Raw genomic sequence first — 19,774 nt, 5'->3', positions numbered from 1 at the left:
GGAACAATTTTATTTTCCAAAACCCGTTTTTCACCAAAACCTTTTTTCACTCTAAACCCTCGTTATATTTGTTTTTTTAGGAAATTTTATGTCCTTAGATTTATCAAAAATTCGCCAACAAATTACTCAAATCGATCGTAATTTATTAAAACTTTTATCCGAACGACATCGCCTTGCTTTTGATGTGGTAAGGAGTAAAGAAATTACTCAAAAGCCATTGCGTGATATTGAGCGTGAAAAAGTGCTGTTACAAGAGTTAGTAAATTATGCACAAATAGAGAATTATCAGCTTGATCCTTCTTATATTACGCAGATTTTCCAGCGAATAATTGAGGATTCGGTTTTAACCCAGCAAAATTATCTACAAAATAAACTTAATGAGCTTAAAGAGCAGAGTATAACGGTGGCTTTTTTAGGTATGCGAGGGTCGTACTCGCACCTTGCTTCACGCCAATTTGCTAAAAATTGTGCGTCATTACTTGAGCAGAGTTGTGATTCATTTGAGGCGGTATTTAATGAGGTGCAAACAGGCGGGGCGGATTACGGTGTTTTACCGCTTGAAAATACCACGTCAGGATCAATCAATGAAGTCTATGATCTGTTACAACATACGGACTTAGCGTTGGTGGGCGAGCTGGCTTACCCGATTAAACATTGTGTGCTGACGAGTGGTGTGGCGGACTTAAGTCAGATTGATACCATCTACACTCACCCACAGCCCGCACAACAATGTAGTCAATTTATTCAAGGGTTAGATAAAGTACATATCAAATATTGCGAGAGTAGCTCCCACGCAATGCAACTTGTTGCACGCTTAAATAAACCGAATATTGCGGCATTGGGCAATGAAGAAGGTGGGAAGTTGTACGGATTAAGTGTGAGTCAGACAGATATTGCTAATCAGACTCACAATATTACACGCTTTATCGTTGTCGCAAGAGAGCCTGTAAAGGTTTCCCCTCAAGTACAAACAAAAACTTTATTGTTGATGACAACCTCTCAACAAGCAGGAGCATTGGTTGATGCGTTAATGGTCTTTAAGCAACATAATATTCGTATGTTAAAACTAGAGTCTCGTCCGATTTATGGCAAGCCTTGGGAAGAGATGTTCTATCTTGAATTAGACGCGAATATTCACGCTGAAAATACGCAAAATGCACTGAATGCTTTAACGGGAGTAACTAGTTACCTTAAAGTGCTAGGCTGCTACCCAAGTGAAATTATTGAGCCAGTTAAGTTATAAACAAAGCGATAAGTGCTAGAAAATATGCCCGTTGAAACCAAACTTAAGCCATTTAAAACCAAGTCTCAGTCAAGATTGAAAGTACAATCTAAACCAGTGATGAGTTTGGCAGAGACAATCGTTGTACTATTTAATAAGCCGTTTGATGTTTTAACACAATTCAGTGATGGACAAGGTCGGCAAACATTAAAGGCATTTATTCCAATTCCGAACGTTTACCCTGTTGGGCGATTAGATCGAGATAGTGAAGGCTTATTACTGCTTACGAATAACGGCAGGTTACAGCATAGGCTTGCCCACCCTAAATTTGAAAAGGAAAAAACCTATTGGGTACAAATGGAGGGTGAGCCACAAGAAGCAGACTTGGATAAATTGCGTCAGGGGGTTGTGCTTAAAGATGGTTTAACTAAACCTGCTAAGGTGAAAATGATTCCGCCGCCTGATTTTAACTGGTCTAGTGCACCTAAAATTCGTGAGCGAAAAACGATTCCGACCAGCTGGATTGAGCTGACCATTCGGGAAGGGAGAAATCGCCAAGTTCGTCGAATGACTGCCCACATAGGCTTTCCAACATTGCGTCTTATCCGCTTGTCTATTGGCGGTTTTTCGCTTGAATCGCTTCAGGCAGGCGAGTACCGTATTCTCAGTGAGGCAGAGAAGCAGCGGTATTTACGGTTTAAGTAGCGGCTGGTAGCGTTTATCGGTTAGCGTCTTCAAAAAGGCTTCCAGTGCGTCAATTTCCTGATCAGACAATGGATTGCCAGTCAATTTGTCGTGAGCAATCGTCGCTGTATATTCTGGTGCAATCCAAGGTTGATTTGTTTCTGGGTTGTAGTTGCGTTGCGGATTGTTGAAGCTATCTAAATACAATAAAACAGTACGCAATTCTTTAAATACACCGTTGTGCATATAAGGTGCTGTAACTGCCACGTTGCGTAACGTTGGCACTTTAAATTTCCCTTTTTGAGCAACATCGTGGTTTACCACAGGGTTATGAAATAAGCCTAAATCGACAAAATCGTCTGCTAACTGGTTATGTGCGATTAATGCCATATTTTTCGGCGTGCCAATATTGTAGTAATGATAATTACTGAATGTTTCTTGTGGGTGATTATTGTCGTCGGAATGAAGTTGGTGGCAAGTGGTACAATTGGTTTTGTTACGATCAAAAAACAGAGCTTTACCTTGTGCCTCTAACGGTGTGAAAGTGTATTCGCCTTTGAGGGCTTTATCATAGTTAGAATCAAAAGGGGAAAGTAAGCGTTTTTGTTGCTGGAAAACAGCAAGAGCGTCCTCCATTGCGGTATAAACAGACTCAACATCTTGCCAAACTGATTTGCCGTAATGCTGCGTGAATAAACTCGCGTACATTGGTGTTTGCCAAAGCCGTTTAGCGAGGGTTAATTTGTCAGGCATACCCATTTCTAGTGGATCAAGCGGTGGTTTTCCTGCTTGTTCTTGCAAATTTTTTGCTCTGCCGTCCCAAAATTGCCCACCGATATATTGCTGGCTTTTGGGATCAAAATGGAAGTCAGGTGAAAACTTGGCATACAACATCGTAGGTGAATTACGATTGCCGAATAAGTGTGGATCATCGCCCTGTGAGACCATTTTGTTTGCACTATTTTCCCGTATATCAATAAAGGCGTGATCAGGACTATGGCAACTTGCACAGTTTTGTGTACCGTGAAAAGAGAGTTGGTTATCAAAAAATAGAATCTGCCCAAGCAAGGCTTTATCAATGCCTTTGGGCGGCATTGTACGAGGTTCCTTTTCCAGTGCGTGAGTGGAAAAAGAGAGTATATTGATAAGCAAAATAACTAATTTTTTCATCGTTTCCTCTCGTCTTCTTTTGCAAAATTCTATTTAATATTGACCGCTTGAATATTGATGATTTGAATTATGCATCAAAATGATCAAGTCCATATTGATATAACGCATTTTTCTTGTAACCAAAACAGTCAGCAGTAATACTTGCCGCTTTTTTTAGCGGTAGCTCATCATTTAGCAAACGGAGTAATTTTAAGGCTTGAGGCGAAATTTCTTCACTTTCGCTTTCTTTTTTTCCCTCTACCACTAAAACAATTTCGCCCTTAATGCGATTACCATCTTGTTTAAGCCAATCAAGTAGCTCATTTAAAGTCGATCCTTGAATAGTTTCCCACGTTTTGGTGAGTTCACGAGCGATAACAACATAGCGATCCGTGCCAAAAACCACTCGCATATCTTCGAGGGTATCTAGAATGCGGTGGGTGGATTCATAAAAAATGAGCGTGCGAGTTTCGTTCTTAAGCTGGGTGAGCTTATCTCGCCGCCCTTTACTTTTTGCGGGCAAAAATCCCTCAAAGCAAAAGCGATCAGAGGCGATACCTGCACTGCATAGTGCGGTAATTGCAGCACAAGCCCCTGGGATTGGCACAACTTTTATGTTTGCTTGGCGACAGGCTCGCACAAGATGAAAACCAGGATCACTAATCAGTGGTGTACCTGCATCAGAGACTAAAGCAATATCAATACCTTGCTGCAATTTTTCAACTAATATTTTTGCTCGTTGTTGTTCGTTATGGTCGTGTAGTGCGAAGAAGGGTTTTTTAATCGCATAATGGCTTAGCAATAAACCACTGTGCCGAGTATCTTCTGCGGCGATCAAATCGACTTGTTTAAAGGTGTCAAGTGCCCGCTGGGTAATATCGCCTAAATTGCCGATAGGTGTTGCGATAATATAGAGCGTGCCTGTTAATTGTGAGGTTTTTGCTTGAGGTAATCTATCCATTTTAAAAGGGGAATATTCGTTTTTCATTTGATTTTCGTGAGTTTGGTCAGTAAGATTTCATCTAAGTATCGTCAATGAGCTAAAAATAGCGTGTTACGATGAATATATTTTTCGTGTAGGAGACTTAATAAAATGTCCACCATTCTAGTACAATCTAGAGCATTTCGCCAAAAAATGAAGACCATATTTGCACCAACGGCGGTTGCATTATTTCTTTCTGCCTGTACCAATACGGGAATTTTCACTAATTCAATTACCGAATCACTTAAAAATGAAGCTTACGCCACGTCAGAGTTTTATATTAAAAAAGCCGACCAATCGACACAATTAGAAGAACGGCAGAGTTATTTCTTATTAGCCATTCGTCAGCTAATTGATGAAAATAAAATTGTTGAGGCACAAAATACATTATCGCTGATCAATATTGTACAGCTAAATGATATTCAGCGTATAGAACATACGCTTTTGATGGCACAATTAGCTGCTGTGCAGGGTGAAAATGTTAAAGCCACAGGCTATTTAGCAAAATTGTCTCAAGCTCAACTGAGCCATTCACAATGGTTGCGTGTGTATACTGCCCAATCTCGTGTGGCGGAAAATCAAAATGATATTGTTACAGCTGTGCGTGCAAGAATAATGCTAGCAAGTTATTTAAGCGATACGAAAGACCGTCAAGAGAATAGCAATCGTATTTGGGCAATATTGCGTAATGCGAATCGTGGAATGTTAGAAAATGTGGTCGTTTCACCAGGAGAAATTGAGCTAGCTGGCTGGATTTCGTTAATTTTAACTTACAACCAAAATGTAACAACACCAGAACATTTGCCACAATTATTGAATGCGTGGAAAGCACAATATCCAAATCACAGTGCGACGTTGCTTTTACCTGTTGAATTGCAAAATGTGCTGAATTTCCAGCAAACTCAGTTGAATAATATCGCTTTGTTGTTGCCTTTAAGCGGTCAGGCAAAATATTTAGGCGAAACGATTAAAAAAGGGTTTGATGATGCCAAGGGTTCAAGCCCTATCTCTGTTACCGTATTTGATACAGACGCCGCACCGATTGAGCATTTATTAGCTCAAGCAAAACAGCAAGGTATACAGATGATCATTGGACCTTTATTAAAACCTCGAGTGGATTCATTGTTAGCAAGTCCAGAAGTTAATCACTTTAACGTACTTGCTTTTAATTCAACACTTAATGCACCTGCAATGGCAAGAGTATGTTACTACGGTTTGTCCTTAGAATCAGAAGCACACTCCGCAGCAGAACAGTTTATGCGTGATAATATATTAAATGCTGTAGTAATTGCACCACAAGGTGAATTTGGACAGCGTTCATCGGAGGCATTTGCCAAACGCTGGCGACAATTGACGAATAAAGATGCTGATATACGCTTTTATAGTGTTCCTTCAGATGGGGCGACTATTTTGCAAAATGGTGGTTATGGTCAAGGCACAGGTGTGTATGTGTTAGCAGATGCAGAACAGTTACTTGAATTTAAACACAGTATTGATGGTTCACCGCTTGCAGGGCAGATTGCAATTTATAGTAACTCACGCAGTAACTCGCCAAACAATGGACCTGATTTCCGTTTGGCAATGGAGGGCGTGAAATTTAGCGAGATTCCATTATTAGCAAATAGACAATCACAAGAATATAAAGCAGCTAAGCAGGTTTCAGAAAGCGACTTTTCTATGATGCGTTTATATGCAATGGGATCTGATGCGTGGTCTGTTGCGAATCAATTCAATGAATTTCGTCAAATTCCAGGTTATAAAGTCTCAGGTCTAACAGGGGGATTGACTGCAGGGGCAAATTGTAACATCGCTCGTGAAATGGTTTGGTTACAGTATCAAAATGGTTCAATTGTGAGTGTTAATTAATGCGTGCTCAAGGGCAATATTTTGAGGCAATGGCTCGAAAATTCTTGGAGCGACAGGGATTAAAATGGATAGCACAAAATCAAACATTTCGCTGTGGTGAATTAGATTTGATTATGCAGCATGGTAAAACCATTGTTTTTGTGGAAGTCAGGCAACGCAAAAATGCACATTATGGTTCAGCGGTAGAAAGTATCTCTTATAGTAAGCAACAAAAATGGCTGAAAGCGGCAAATTTATGGCTTGCAAAACAGAATAAGAGCTTAGATACCGCAGATTGTCGCTTTGATGTGGTTGCTTTTGAAGGGCATAATTCTGAAATGTATAGTTCTGAAGAGGATAAATCTCCAATTTGGATACAAAACTTTTTGGATTGAGTGTGTTTTAGGTTAGACAATGTTAGGTAAAATCCAAGATATTTTTTCACAAAGCATTCAAACCCAAATTGCGGCTGCCGAAATGTTACCCAATGGATTAGAAAAAGTGGCTAATCGTATTGTGACTTGCTTGTTAGGTGGAAATAAGGTTATTGTTTGCGGTGATGGGCGATCTTATGCGAATGCACAGCTATTGGTGGGGAATTTATTACATCGATATGATTTTGAACGCCCAAGCCTTGCAGCTTGCCTACTTCATTTTGATGGGCTGTTTTCAAGTTATCTAGCACAAGATGAACAAACTGCACGGCGTTATTGTAAGCAGTTGAATGCAGTGGCGAAAGAAGGCGATTTATTCATTGTTTTTTCGCCATTTGGCAATGAACAAGCGGTCTTAAATGTGATTAATTCTGCAAAAGATCGGAACTTAGATATTTGTGCGTTCACGAGTAGCCGCAATGACCATACTCAAGGATTGCTGAGCGAGCAAGATTTAGAAATTTCAATGCCTTCTATCAATGAATCTAGAATTATTGAGGGACATCATTTTTGTATCAATTTGCTATGTGAACTGGTTGATCACTTACTTTTTTATTCAAATTAAACGAATTAGGAGTTTTTATGTTAAACCTCTATAAACGTATTGCGGTATTGTTTTTTATCTCTGCGAGTTTTGTTGCTTTACAAGGCTGCGTTACTGCAGCAGTTGTAGGGACAACGGCTGTTGTAACAAAAGTAGCAACTGACCCTCGCACTACTGGTCGTCAAATTGATGATGAAACATTAGAAGAGAAAATAGCCTATAACCTCAACAAAGATGCACAGCTACAACAAGAGGCACGTATTAATGTGGTTGCCTACAATGGTAAAGTGCTATTAATTGGTCAAGCACCGAGCCAAGTTGCTATTGACACTGCAAAAAATGTGGCAATGGGGATAGAGGGAGTTGAAGAAGTATATAACGAAATTCGAGTGGGTGGAAAAATTGGTATTACACAAATCACTCAAGATAGCTGGATTACGACTCAAATCAAATCTAAACTACTAGTGAATTCGGAAGTAAAAGTAACTGATGTTAAGGTCATTACAGAAAATGGCGAAGCATTTTTGATGGGGAAACTTTCTCTAGCACAAGCGAATGCAGCTAGTGATGTAGCTCGTAATGTGCGTGGCGTGAATAAAGTGATTAAGGTATTTAGCTATGTCAATTAATCATCTGTCATAGTCCTTAAAGGGCAGAGTGTTTCTGCTTTGTCTTATTTTTTGGCTCGTTTGTCAAAGTGAGTAAAGTTGATTGACTTTAAAATGGTGTTCATAGATGATCCCAAACAATTTTTGTGAAGAGAACGACATTAATGCATAAGATGAAGTCTGAAGCGGAGAATTTAGTTGAAGTGAAATCACTCACCTTCAAAAGAGGAGAAAGGGTGATTTACGATAACTTAAATTTAAGAGTTCAAAAAGGAAAAATCACAGCGATTATGGGGCCTTCTGGTATCGGTAAGACAACATTGCTACGTTTAATTGGTGGGCAAATTATCCCCGATTCAGGTCAGATTTTATTTAATGGTCAAGATGTTTGCCAAGCTTCGAATAGCACACTTTACCAACTGCGTAAGCGTATGGGAATGTTATTTCAGTCAGGGGCACTTTTTACTGATTTATCTACCTTTGATAATGTAGCTTTTCCTCTGCGTGAACATACGAGGTTACCTGAAGCACTTATCCGTAAGCTAGTATTAATGAAACTTGAAGCCGTGGGTTTGCGTGGTGCGTCTGAGTTAATGCCATCGGAATTATCTGGTGGAATGGCTCGCCGAGCAGCATTAGCAAGAGCGATTGCACTTGATCCTGATCTCATTATGTATGATGAACCGTTTGCAGGACAAGATCCAATCAGTATGGGGGTGATCGTTGAATTGATCAAAAAGTTAAATCAAGTGCTGAATTTAACCTCAATTGTGGTTTCACACGATGTAACAGAGGTACTTAGTATTGCCGATTATGCTTATATTGTGGCGAACAAACGTATTATTGCTGAAGGTAGCCCAGAATCTCTTATTTCTAGTCAAGATCCGCAAGTCTTGCAATTCCTCTCAGGTAAGGCCGATGGTCCTGTACATTTTCATTATCCAGCTCAAAATTATACGGAGGAACTGTTTCAATGACTGATTTCATTTCTTCCCTTGGACGATCGCTTATTCATTTCATTCGAGCCTTTGGTCGGGCTAGTTTTATGTTATGGGGAGCTTTAGTGGGTAAACCTCAATTTCGTAAACACAGCCCACTATTGTTAAAGCAGCTTTATGTGTTGGGCGTTCAATCGCTGCTGATTATTACCTTGTCTGGATTGTTCATTGGTATGGTGCTGGGCTTACAAGGCTATGTGGTATTGGTTGAGTTTTCAGCAGAAACCAGTTTAGGGCAATTAGTTTCACTTTCATTATTACGTGAATTAGGTCCTGTCGTTACTGCGTTACTTTTTGCTGGACGAGCAGGGTCAGCTTTAACTGCTGAAATTGGCTTAATGAAAGCTACTGAACAGCTTTCAAGCCTTGAAATGATGGCAATTGATCCACTACGCCGAGTAATTGCTCCACGTTTTTGGGCTGGAGTTATCGCAATGCCAATATTAGCCGTTATTTTTACAGCAATTGGTATTTGGGGAGGCTCTCTAGTGGGGGTTGATTGGAAAGGCGTTGATTGGGGCAGTTTTTGGTCGGTAATGCAAAATTCTGTCGGAATAAGTGATTTGCTAAATGGCTTCATTAAAAGTACGGTATTTGCGTTTGCCGTGGTATGGATTGCGTTGTTTAATGGATATGATGCAATGCCAACTTCGGAGGGCATAAGCCAAGCAACAACTCGCACTGTGGTACATAGCTCATTAGCAGTATTGGGGTTAGATTTTATTTTAACTGCAATGATGTTTGGCGGTTGATTGCGTTGATTTATGCAGATAAGCGGTCAATAGGCGTGAAAATTTTGTAAAAAATAGACAATATTTGACCGCTTATAATGTAAATGATAAGAAAAGCAAAGTGATTTTTAAGAAGTAAAGGAAATGGTATGCGTCAGTTAATTAAATATGAATTTTGGGTAGGTTTTTTTATCTTATTGGGGCTTGGTGCGTTAATATTTTTGGGGTTGCGTGTAGCAAATGTGCAAGGTTTTGTTTCGGAAAAAACCTATAATATTTATGCAACTTTTGACAATATTGGCGGACTAAAGGTCCGTTCGCCAGTTAAAGTTGGCGGCGTGGTAATTGGTCGTGTTGACGAAATCAAGTTAGATGCAGGCTATAGTCCTAGGGTAACGCTAGCAATCAATGAGGAATTTAGTCAATTACCCGAAACAAGTTCACTTTCGATTAAAACAGCTGGCTTGTTGGGGGAGCAATATATTGCAGTGAATATCGGATTTATGATTGAGGGTGAAACGCAATACCTAAAAGAAGGCGACAGTATAGTTGATACCAATTCTGCATTGGTATTGGAGGATTTAATTGGACAATTTCTCTATGGAAATCAACAAACGAAAGAAGCTCAAATGAGTGAGAATGCACCAAGTACAGAGTAATTTTTTATTAATAACGTGGAGTTTTTTATGATTAAACGTGTTCAAAAATGGTTTGTGAATGCCTTCTTAAGTTGTACTTTATTTATTTCTGGAACAGCGTTAGCTAATACAAGTCCTTATACTTTGATGCAGCAAACTGCAGATAAATTATTTAGCGATATTAAAACTAACCAAGCCAAAATTAAACGTGATCCGAATTATTTGCGTACTATCGTACGTAATGATTTAATGCCACATATTCACGTTAAGTATGCAGGTCAGCTTGTATTGGGTCAGAATTTATCTTCAGCAACAAATGCACAAAGAGACGCATTTTTCAGTGCATTCGATAAATTTATTGAACAATCTTATGCTCAAATTTTAACACAATACACGGATCAGCAGGTACAAATCGAAAGTGAAAAACCACTTGATGGTAAGTCAATCGTGAGTATTCGTGTAAATATTTTACAATCTGGTCATGCTCAGCCGATCAAACTTGATTTTAAATGGCGTAAAAATACCCGTACTGGTGAATGGCAAGCTTATGATATGGCAGCTGAAGGAATTAGTATGGTTGCTACTAAGCAAAATGAGTGGAGCGGTATCTTACGTCAGCAAGGCATTGATGTTCTTACTCAACAAGTTGAAAAATCAGCAAGACAAGCAATCACTTTAAATAAATGATTATTTATGAAAAATCAATTACAATGGCGTACTCAGCAAAATAATGAAAGTCTGATTGTTGAATTGATGGGTGAATTTACACGAGACACGTTGCTTCCATTATGGAATCAACGTGATTCTTTTTTGCACCCAGAAGCAAATCAACATATTTATTGGGATTTGAAACATTTAGTCAAAATCGATTCGGCAGGGTTTACTCTGTTGACTGAATTGTTACATCATTACCAAAAAAGACATTCAAATTGCGTAATTAATGCCCCAGAAAAATTAAAAGCACTGGCAGATCTGTTTGATCTGTCGGATTGGTTTAGTCAATTTATCTACTGTGAGCGTAAAAAAAATGATGGAATTGAAAACAATTGAAGACATATTAAGAAATAGTTTGGACCTTGATGAGGTTTATGTGCAAGGTGAAAATTCGCATTATGGTGTTATTGCGGTGAGCGATGCTTTTGCTTCTTTATCGAAAGTGAAACAGCAGCAGATGGTTTATGCCCCACTTGCCGATTTATTTGCAACGAATGCAATCCACGCACTGACGATTAAAACATTTACGACTGAGCAGTGGAAGAGAGAACGTTTACTGAATATCGTAGGTTAATTAAATTGCCTTCATTCAACATTTACTTTTGAATGAAGGCTTTCTATTTTTAAGGAATAATAATGGAAAAATTTCGTGTACACGGGCCTTTTACATTAAGTGGCGTAGTGGATATTTCAGGGGCGAAAAACGCAGCGTTACCTATTCTTTTTGCTTCAATTCTTGCAGAAGAGCCTGTTACTTTAACCAATGTGCCAGATTTAAAAGATGTGGAAACCACATTTAAAATTTTAAGAAAATTAGGCGTTGTGATTGAGCGAGATGAGAATGGGTCTGTGCAAATAGATGCTCGTCATATTAATCAATATGTTACCCCTTATGAATTAGTAAAAACAATGCGAGCGTCAATTTGGGCACTTGCTCCTTTGGTTGCTCGCTTTCATCAAGGACAAGTTTCTCTCCCTGGTGGTTGTACCATTGGTGCAAGACCTGTAGATATGCATATTGCAGGGCTTGAGAAAATGGGAACGGATATTGTTTTGGAAGAAGGCTATGTGAAGGCGGAAGTGCAAGGGCGATTAAAAGGGGCACGTGTTTTAATGGATAAAGTGAGTGTTGGTGCGACTTTATCAGTGATGATGGCAGCCACTCTTGCAAAAGGCACGACCGTGATTGAAAATGCAGCACGAGAGCCAGAAGTGGTTGATACTGCGATGTTCCTCAATAAAATGGGGGCAAAAATTTCAGGGGCAGGCTCGGACAATATTACTATCGAAGGTGTTGAGCGTTTAGGCGGTTGCGAACACCACATTGTACCTGATCGAATTGAAACTGGGACATTCTTGGTTGCAGCAGCCATTTCTGGCGGACGCATTACTTGCCGTGGCACCAAAGCTGATACACTTGACGCAGTGATTGAAAAACTACGTGAAGCGGGTATGCAAGTTGATGTTAAAGATGACAGTATTACTCTTGATTCGTTGGGAATGAGATCTAAAGCAGTGAATATCCGCACAATGCCACACCCAGGATTTCCAACCGATATGCAAGCACAATTCACATTACTGAATGCGGTAGCCAATGGCACAAGCAAGATCACAGAGACTATCTTTGAAAATCGTTTTATGCACATTCCTGAGCTGATTCGTATGGGAGCGAAAGCAGAAATTGAAGGTAATACCGCAATTTGCTATGGTGTTGAAACACTCTCTGGTACAGAAGTAATGGCAACTGATCTGCGTGCGTCAATCAGTCTAGTGCTTGCAGGTTGTATTGCCAACGGTGAAACCATCGTAGATCGTATTTATCATATTGATCGTGGCTATGAAAATATTGAAGCAAAATTACAAAAGTTAGGGGCAAGAATTGAGCGTTTTAGTACGCCATTTGAAGAGTAATTTTTCGTGTCTAGCTGATAATGTATAGATAAACCGCTTATTCTTTAGGGAATAAGCGGTTAATTATTGATATTTTTTTGCAATTTAGGCGTTAGAAGCGATACTCCAATTTGCCACTAATTTGGGTTTGTTGCAATTTTGCTTGCCCCAATGCGTGTCTGTAGCTAGCTTGTAGTCCAAGGCTAAAGCGCGATGTAAGGGAAAAATCTACTACGGTATTTACCAGCAATGCGTTACCCAATTTGCCTGTGCGGAAGTCCCCGCTTTGTTGAGCCGTAATTGCCACCTTGCCTTCTCGTTCTAAACGATTTTCATAGAATACACCTGTCTTTAGGCGAATCTTGTCTAGTTTAACGCTGAGCTGTGAGCCAATGTATTGGCTGAATACCGTTTTTGGTTCAACTGCCACTTGCCATTGGCTTAAATGATCGATGGCTTTGGTGTTAAGGCGATCGTAACTTAAACCGAATGTTGGTGTGATGGTTACTTTATCCATCGTGGTGCGATAGCCTAGCTGACCTGATAGGTGCAACTGCTTGCCTCTCACAGTTGCAATGTTATCTCGATCAGACAAGTTCATTGAGCCTCTATGCGAGTGGTAGCCAAGGTGGTGAGTGAACTGTAGTTTATCCCAATCTTGCTGTAAACCAACTAGGAATGAAGTTGTGTGGTAGTTCGCATGGCTGGTGCCATCTACTGCATTTGGGGTTACTTTTTGCTTGCTGAATCCGATACCTGCGTGTAGTGTTAGGCTTTCTGAAAACGGCAAATAGCCACCAAATAATGTGCTATTTTGTTTGGCTTGATAGCTGTAACCATAATCTTGGAAGCTGAGGTTAGATCGGTATTGGCTATTGCCATGTTGTTGTTTTACATAGAATCCTTTTCTGTCTTCCTCCCCAATATTATCCATAAATTGATGACGTAATGTATCGCCTTGTGCAAACATTGCGTTATTTGCAACTAAGTATGATGGAATCCGTGATTGGACAGCGAGACGAGTCAATACATTGAGATTGCTGTTTGCAACCGCAGGAATTGGCTTGCCATTAACGTCAATAATTTGGTTTTGTAGACGGTAATCCCAAGCATTATTCGGTGTTACACTCAGCCCTTTTTCAACAGCAATGAGAGCGAGTGGGTAAATGAAGCTTGCTTCTTTCGCTTTTGTATTGCGTAAATGGAACTGATTGGCTTTCCCTTGTTTGACTTGGATTAGCGAAATTCCCTCATTCGCATCGTATTGCCCATTATGGTTTTTGTCGGATACCCCAATTTGCGTGCCGAGTAACTCAATATCAACAGGGATCGACTGTTCGCTGTCTAATTTGCCTTGAATAAGCAGTTGATCGTATTGCCAATTTGCCATTTCGGTACTGTTATTTTCTACTTTTAAGCGTACTGTTGCCCCTTTATTATCCACATCATTAAGGCGAAGCGTGTTTGCTTCAAATGTTTCACCGACTAAGGCACTCGGTTCGACAGAACTTCCTCTCTCCAAAGTAGTTTTGGTACGAATGTCACCATTTCCTGCGAGTGTTGCACCATTTGCTACAGTCAGGGTGCCATTTTCAAGTACACCATTAAATTCAGTGATACCCTCATTAAAGTGAGTATGACCAGAATGTGCAAATTTTCCTGTTAAACTGACCGCTTGTTTACCTGTTTTGGTTAGACTACCACGACCAATTGTGTTGGTATTTATACTGGTGAACCGAGTGTCTGCATTAACAGACAATACTGCACCAGTGCCTAATGTGGTTTGAGAGGCAGTGTGGTGACCATCTTCTAAAGTGAATAGAGCGTTGTCAGCAAGATTCAGTTTGTTTAAATGGCTGTCGCCTTTCACGGTAAAATGACCAGTAGAGTGTGGTTTGTAGGTAAAATCTAGTTTACCTCGATGATTACCCAATTTACCTTGCAAGGTTCTTTTTCCGCCTGCGGTATAAGTGAGTGTGGCAGGGGTAGCTGATTCATTGACGATTTGTCCTACAAGGGTTTCTGAGTATAAGCCTGATTTTTCACTCTGATCGCCATCAAGAGTGAGTGAATGCCCATTTAAATCTAATGCCCCTTGGTTAAGCTTAATTTGATGATAACCGATTTGATCAGCGGTACCTAAACGGACTATTCCGCCTGCATTGACTTGAACTTCTGCAAAGGCTTGTTTTTTGCCTGATGTATCAGTAGTTTGATTAAGCAGTACACCGCCTTCGTCAATCACTAACTTATCGGTATTAACTCCCGTTCCCACTTTGACCATTTCACCGTCACCAATTTTATAATAGGTTTCTGCTTGGCCACTTTCGTGACTAAATGGGATAGGATTATCTTTTGGCGAAGAACGAACATCACGATGAATTATATTATCTTTCCAGAGGAGTTCTTGTAGGTTGAAAGAGACATATTGCATTGTCTTGTCATCTTCTTCGTAGAGTATGCCAATATCGCCGTTTGGTAATTCTGTCAAACTGTTGTACCAGTATGAATTCGGATCGATGGTGGTGGTGTATTTCCAAGCAATTGAGCCATTATCTTGTACTTCACCTAGCCATACCTTGCCGTTTACACGCCCTCGACTTGTTGAATGTGCATTTGCAAAGACGACATATTCTTTATTATTAATCAATTTAGAATATTTAATGATAGACAATTGTGAATAAGAATCGACTAACTCTTCAGGGAAATCAGCCTCTTTTTGCCAAGTGTAGCCGCCATCTTTACTGGTCGAAACACGAACAAGTCCAACTTGGTTACGAGAAAACATTTTTAAATCGCCATTATTCAGTTCGATGACTTGTGATTCTGTAATTTCTGGATCGGTTTCTGTTAATAAGCGAGAACCTCCTCGTTGATCTAAATAGCTATCATTTGGAGATTCTCCTCTTGTCCACGTTTTACCCCCATCGCTGCTAATAATCAGAGCAGAGGATTGTCTTCTGTTGGCATTTGTGTAGTAAATAGGTAGCACTAAATTACCATTTTTTAATTGGAGACCATTCCCTGGACCTGTTCCCACGAATTGCATCCAATCTTCTTTAATTTGTGGGGTTAAATCAATAGGGTTAGACCACGTTTTACCATCATCATCACTGTAGGTAAGCCATAAGTAGCTAGTTTGATAAATGGTAAGCGGAGCCGTATCATTTCCTGTTTCTAAAGTTTGTAAGAAAATATTACCTAAACGTTTATCACCTTGATAAAGATCGCCTAAATCTCGTCTAGCAATATTGGGATCGCCTTCTACAACCACACGGTAATTGGTTGCTTGATTTAAATGATCGTAGACAATACCACCTTCACGCACGGTATATGGATTTTTATTTTTATCTAATAATAGTCGATAAGATTTTCCATCAATAGTTTTATAGCCAGTGCCATCGCCAACAGGCTTGAGTCCTTTTCTTAACATATCTCTTGTTGGGTTGTGCAGCCCCTTACCCTCAGGGAACATATCCACCAACATAAAGACACGCCCTGTATTGCGATCAACGGTCATTTGTGGATCAATCAGAAAAGATGCCCAAGTATCCTTGTGCATATCGCCTGTGATCGGATAGGCGTCATTTTTTGGCTGAGCAGCTAGGTCTAAGACGACTTGATCATCTTGCCACGTTTTACCTCCATCAACACTACGACGAATCGCAATATCAATATTCCCCCAGTCACCACCGTGATCGTTACGCTTATCAATGGCTGCAATAACGACATCATTTTTTGTTTTAATCAATGCAGGAATACGATAATTTTTAGAGCCGTGTTGCTCGGATTGAAACAATGGTATTTTTTCTGTCATAAATGCACCAAATGCTTCACGCTTCGCACTATCTTTGGCAAGATCGGCACGGTGTGCATTTTCAATTTCTTGGTGTTTTTGCTGAACTTGCTCGGCAGTTAAAACCTCTTTGGTAAAGTCGGCATAATAGACATCGCCAGTGATTCTAGATTTAATTTTGTTTTTGCCATAATGAGGATTTTCGCCTAAATGTGCCTTTGCTAGTCCTTCTATGTCTTCAAGGAATTTTACATTGTTATGAGTCTTTTTTAATTCTCCGTTGGCATACAACTCAATTTTGTTTCCTTTTTTGTCAAATACATAGGTAATGGTTCGGAAATCACGATTGTTCTTGGGAAGGTAAAGAGATAAATTGCGAGTAGGAATTAATGGGGTTGCACTTTGGGTCGTATCAAGAAACTCTATTCCAAATGAATCACTTAATACACGATCCATATAAAAATTAACATATTTGCTTGAAAATGCAGGATTGGCAATTCCAAACAAAGAGCTATAGCCCCATTCTTTTGCTTTTCTGCCTGTTGCGGATAAATTTTTTACTCGGAAGGTAAAAGAGCCACTGTTAGCGTTGAATGCGTCAGCTTGCTTAAATTGTTCAGTAAAACTGACAGGTTTAACTAAATCACGAGTAGTCTGGTATTTAAAAACCATAGGATCAGAAGCAGCATAAGCTATACCAATAACAGAGGAAACCAATAATGCAAGAGATGTTTTTTTCATCATTTACTCCTTGATGGAAAGGAAAAAGGAAAATATTGTACAAAAACAAATCAACTATTGTACAACTATTGTAAATGATAGTACTGCTTCAAAATGGAGTAAAATAGTGGAGTGAAATTTTGAGAAGTAGATCACAACTTTTTATCATTGATATTGTATTGTGATAGAGGGGCAAAAATATAAGTCGATATTTAGTTGCAAGACTAAAATCAGTCTGATAATCAGCTATCTAAATAGTGAGCCTATTCACCCTTGGGCTGGGGTTAGGCTCGCAAACGGAAGGTCAATGATCCCTCTTCTAGGGGAAGGTAAATTTAGAGTTATTTCTTCCAGCCTTTTAATGCATCGACGAATGCGTTGTTGCTGACAGGGCGATTTCTCCCAGAATGGTGATTTTTTGAGGAGCATGAGCGGTCGTTTTTGTTAAATTTTTTGTTGTTTTGTTTATTTGTGTCAGATTTTTCAACAGGTTTGTCGTCAAGACGCATAGTGAGTGCGATGCGTTTGCGTGGCTCATCAACCTCTAACACTTTGACTTTAACAATGTCGCCTGTTTTGACCACTTGGTGTGGGTCATCAACAAAGCGGTCGGCAAGCATTGAGATATGGACTAATCCATCTTGGTGTACCCCAATATCAACAAATGCTCCGAAATTGGTGACATTAGTGATCGTACCTTCCAAAATCATACCTATTTGAAGATCAGAAACATTCTCTACGCCATCTAAAAAGGTAGCGGTTTTAAATTCGCCTCGAGGATCTCGCCCTGGTTTTTCCAATTCTTTAAAAATATCGTTAATGGTCGGTAAACCGAACTGTTCATCAATAAAATCTTTGGCATGTAAGTGGCGAATTTTATTGGTATTCCCCATCAGCTCTTGTAGGGTAGATTGCGTGGCTTGGAGGATTTTTTCCACTACAGCATAAGACTCTGGGTGAACACTCGAGGCGTCAAGCGGTGATTTTCCATCTAAAATTCGCATAAATCCTGCACATTGCTCAAAGGCTTTTGGTCCAAGACGAGGCACTTTTTTCAGCTCTGAACGAGACTGGAAACGTCCGTTTTCATCTCGGTATGCCACGATATTTTGAGCGAGTGTTTTGCTCATACCTGCTACACGAGCCAGTAAAGGTGCTGAGGCGGTATTTAAATCCACGCCAACCGCATTCACACAATCTTCTACCACGGCATCGAGCTTACGGGCAAGGAGTGATTGATTCACATCGTGCTGATACTGTCCTACGCCAATCGCTTTAGGGTCAATTTTAACCAGTTCAGCCAGTGGATCTTGCAAGCGACGAGCAATCGATACAGCTCCTCGTAGTGAGACGTCAAGTGCTGGGAATTCCTTTGCAGCAAGCTCTGAAGCAGAATAAACTGATGCCCCTGCCTCACTTACCACAACAGTTTGTGCCTGCCAATCATTGGCTTGTCGAATCACCTCTTTGGCAAAGCGTTCTGTTTCTCGTGAAGCGGTGCCATTGCCGATGGCAATTAAATTCACATTGTATTTTTTCCCTAACGCATAGAGTGTTTTGGCAGCCAATTCTTGCTGTCCTGTATGTGGATAAATGGTAGCGGTATCCAATAATTTACCCGTGTTATCGACAACAGCAACTTTTACACCAGTGCGTAAGCCAGGGTCTAGACCAATTGTGTTGTAAGCTCCCGCTGGAGCAGCCATAAGGAGTGCAGATAGATTGCGAGCAAAGACTTCGATGGCTTCGTCTTCTGCTTTCTCACGCAAAGTTGCCATCAATTCGGTTTCTAAATGCAACGCAACCTTGATTTTCCACGTCCACGCAATCACTTGTTCTCGCCATTTGTCGGCAGGTTGATTGTTCAGAAAAACACCTAAATGCTCACGGATAATCTCTTCACAATAACTATGACGAGCATTTTCTTCTGCTTCAGGATCAGCATTTAAACTCAGGCTTAAAATGCCTTCATTTCGCCCACGAAACATCGCCAATGCACGGTGTGAAGGAACAGTTTTAAATAATTCACTGTGGGCAAAGTAATCACGGAATTTTTCTCCTTCGTTTTCTTTTCCTTCAATCACTTTCGCTTCTATAGTGGCATAAGCGGTCAGATGTTGGCGTAATTTTGCAAGTAAGGTTGCATCTTCGGCAAAACGTTCCATCAAAATATAGCGAGCTCCGTCAAGTGCCACTTTACTATCAGCAATCCCTTTCGCTGGATCAACATAGCTTTCGGCAGCGACTTCAGGAATTTGGCTTGGGTCTTGCCACAAACTGTCTGCCAGAGGCTCAAGCCCCGCCTCAATGGCAATTTGTCCACGAGTACGGCGTTTAGGTTTATAGGGCAAATAGAGATCTTCTAATTCGGTTTTACTTTGGGTTTGCTCAATTTGAGTGCGTAGTACATCACTGAGTCTACCTTGTTCTTCAATGGATTTCAAAATAGTTTGACGGCGGTCATTCAGTTCTCGCAGATAGCATAAGCGGCTTTCAAAATGGCGGAGTTGCGTATCATCTAAACCGCCTGTTACCTCTTTACGGTAACGGGCGATAAAAGGAATGGTGTTGCCTTCATCTAATAGATGAATAGCAGCTAATATTTGTTCAGGTTTAACCGTCAGTTCCGTAGCAATGAGATGACTAATTTGAGCGTTTAAATTGACTTGAGAGTTAAGTTCGGTCATTGTTGTTCCACTTTATTTTTGTAAATTAAAAACGAATGTTGCTAATACTTGTTGCTAATATTATCACGAAATCTATTCAACGTTTTTCACCAAGATACGTTAAAATAGTTTAAAACGAATTATTTTAACAAA

17 protein-coding genes are annotated in these 19,774 nt (G+C 40.0%); 13 read left to right on the top strand and 4 right to left on the bottom strand.

Features of this window, described 5'->3' with window-relative positions:
* Window positions 1-88: 88 nt before the first annotated feature.
* On the top strand, window positions 89-1,243 hold the full coding sequence (locus EV693_RS01000; protein WP_132500532.1) for a chorismate mutase: 1,155 nt from the start codon (window positions 89-91) through the stop codon (window positions 1,241-1,243).
* Between the two features lie 24 nt (window positions 1,244-1,267).
* Window positions 1,268-1,927: a pseudouridine synthase gene (locus tag EV693_RS00995; protein WP_132500531.1), complete on the top strand. Its 660-nt coding sequence runs from the start codon at window positions 1,268-1,270 to the stop codon at window positions 1,925-1,927.
* Here EV693_RS00995 and EV693_RS00990 read toward each other — a convergent pair.
* The gene (locus tag EV693_RS00990; RefSeq protein ID WP_132500530.1) at window positions 1,913-3,076 is read right to left on the bottom strand and encodes a cytochrome-c peroxidase; all 1,164 of its coding nucleotides are present in this window, start codon (window positions 3,074-3,076) and stop codon (window positions 1,913-1,915) included. The genes EV693_RS00995 and EV693_RS00990 overlap by 15 nt on opposite strands.
* Before the next feature lie 67 nt (window positions 3,077-3,143).
* Window positions 3,144-4,016: a 16S rRNA (cytidine(1402)-2'-O)-methyltransferase gene (gene rsmI, locus EV693_RS00985; protein WP_132500602.1), complete on the bottom strand. Its 873-nt coding sequence runs from the start codon at window positions 4,014-4,016 to the stop codon at window positions 3,144-3,146.
* Between the two features lie 132 nt (window positions 4,017-4,148).
* Between rsmI and EV693_RS00980 the strand changes: the two genes are divergently transcribed.
* The 11 genes from EV693_RS00980 to murA all read left to right on the top strand — a co-directional run bounded on the left by EV693_RS00980 (window position 4,149) and on the right by murA (window position 12,460).
* On the top strand, window positions 4,149-5,903 hold the full coding sequence (locus tag EV693_RS00980) for a penicillin-binding protein activator (protein WP_132500529.1): 1,755 nt from the start codon (window positions 4,149-4,151) through the stop codon (window positions 5,901-5,903).
* A complete protein-coding gene (locus EV693_RS00975) occupies window positions 5,903-6,277 on the top strand; it encodes a YraN family protein (RefSeq protein ID WP_132500528.1) in 375 nt (124 codons plus the stop codon). Before EV693_RS00980 ends, EV693_RS00975 begins: the two co-directional genes overlap by 1 nt.
* A gap of 19 nt (window positions 6,278-6,296) precedes the next feature.
* Entirely contained in the window at window positions 6,297-6,881 is a 585-nt protein-coding gene (locus EV693_RS00970) for a D-sedoheptulose-7-phosphate isomerase (RefSeq protein ID WP_132500527.1), read from the top strand.
* 17 nt (window positions 6,882-6,898) lie between these two features.
* The gene (dolP, locus tag EV693_RS00965) at window positions 6,899-7,489 is read left to right on the top strand and encodes a division/outer membrane stress-associated lipid-binding lipoprotein (protein ID WP_132500526.1); all 591 of its coding nucleotides are present in this window, start codon (window positions 6,899-6,901) and stop codon (window positions 7,487-7,489) included.
* A gap of 152 nt (window positions 7,490-7,641) precedes the next feature.
* Window positions 7,642-8,445: a phospholipid ABC transporter ATP-binding protein MlaF gene (mlaF, locus tag EV693_RS00960; protein WP_132500601.1), complete on the top strand. Its 804-nt coding sequence runs from the start codon at window positions 7,642-7,644 to the stop codon at window positions 8,443-8,445.
* On the top strand, window positions 8,442-9,218 hold the full coding sequence (mlaE, locus tag EV693_RS00955) for a lipid asymmetry maintenance ABC transporter permease subunit MlaE (protein ID WP_132500525.1): 777 nt from the start codon (window positions 8,442-8,444) through the stop codon (window positions 9,216-9,218). Before mlaF ends, mlaE begins: the two co-directional genes overlap by 4 nt.
* 128 nt (window positions 9,219-9,346) lie before the next feature.
* A complete protein-coding gene (mlaD, locus tag EV693_RS00950) occupies window positions 9,347-9,856 on the top strand; it encodes an outer membrane lipid asymmetry maintenance protein MlaD (protein ID WP_132500524.1) in 510 nt (169 codons plus the stop codon).
* A 27-nt stretch (window positions 9,857-9,883) separates the two neighbouring features.
* On the top strand, window positions 9,884-10,522 hold the full coding sequence (gene mlaC / locus EV693_RS00945; protein ID WP_132500523.1) for a phospholipid-binding protein MlaC: 639 nt from the start codon (window positions 9,884-9,886) through the stop codon (window positions 10,520-10,522).
* Between the two features lie 6 nt (window positions 10,523-10,528).
* The gene (locus tag EV693_RS00940; RefSeq protein WP_132500522.1) at window positions 10,529-10,885 is read left to right on the top strand and encodes an STAS domain-containing protein; all 357 of its coding nucleotides are present in this window, start codon (window positions 10,529-10,531) and stop codon (window positions 10,883-10,885) included.
* On the top strand, window positions 10,866-11,123 hold the full coding sequence (locus tag EV693_RS00935) for a BolA family protein (protein WP_132500600.1): 258 nt from the start codon (window positions 10,866-10,868) through the stop codon (window positions 11,121-11,123). The genes EV693_RS00940 and EV693_RS00935 overlap by 20 nt, the downstream gene beginning before the upstream one ends.
* Before the next feature lie 62 nt (window positions 11,124-11,185).
* Window positions 11,186-12,460: a UDP-N-acetylglucosamine 1-carboxyvinyltransferase gene (gene murA, locus EV693_RS00930; protein ID WP_132500521.1), complete on the top strand. Its 1,275-nt coding sequence runs from the start codon at window positions 11,186-11,188 to the stop codon at window positions 12,458-12,460.
* 91 nt (window positions 12,461-12,551) lie between these two features.
* Here murA and EV693_RS00925 read toward each other — a convergent pair whose 3' ends face one another.
* Window positions 12,552-16,976: an exo-alpha-sialidase gene (locus EV693_RS00925; RefSeq protein WP_165904857.1), complete on the bottom strand. Its 4,425-nt coding sequence runs from the start codon at window positions 16,974-16,976 to the stop codon at window positions 12,552-12,554.
* A gap of 320 nt (window positions 16,977-17,296) precedes the next feature.
* Window positions 17,297-19,642 carry a Tex family protein gene (locus EV693_RS00920; RefSeq protein ID WP_132500519.1) on the bottom strand — a complete coding sequence of 782 codons (2,346 nt, stop codon included), beginning with the start codon at window positions 19,640-19,642 and terminating at the stop codon, window positions 17,297-17,299.
* Window positions 19,643-19,774: the final 132 nt, after the last annotated feature.

The sequence above is a fragment of the Nicoletella semolina genome (assembly GCF_004345745.1).
In the GTDB taxonomy this organism is placed as follows: Bacteria; Pseudomonadota; Gammaproteobacteria; order Enterobacterales; family Pasteurellaceae; genus Nicoletella; species Nicoletella semolina.
Note: the sequence above shows the minus strand (reverse complement) of the source record. Positions and strands in the feature narration are given on the sequence as shown.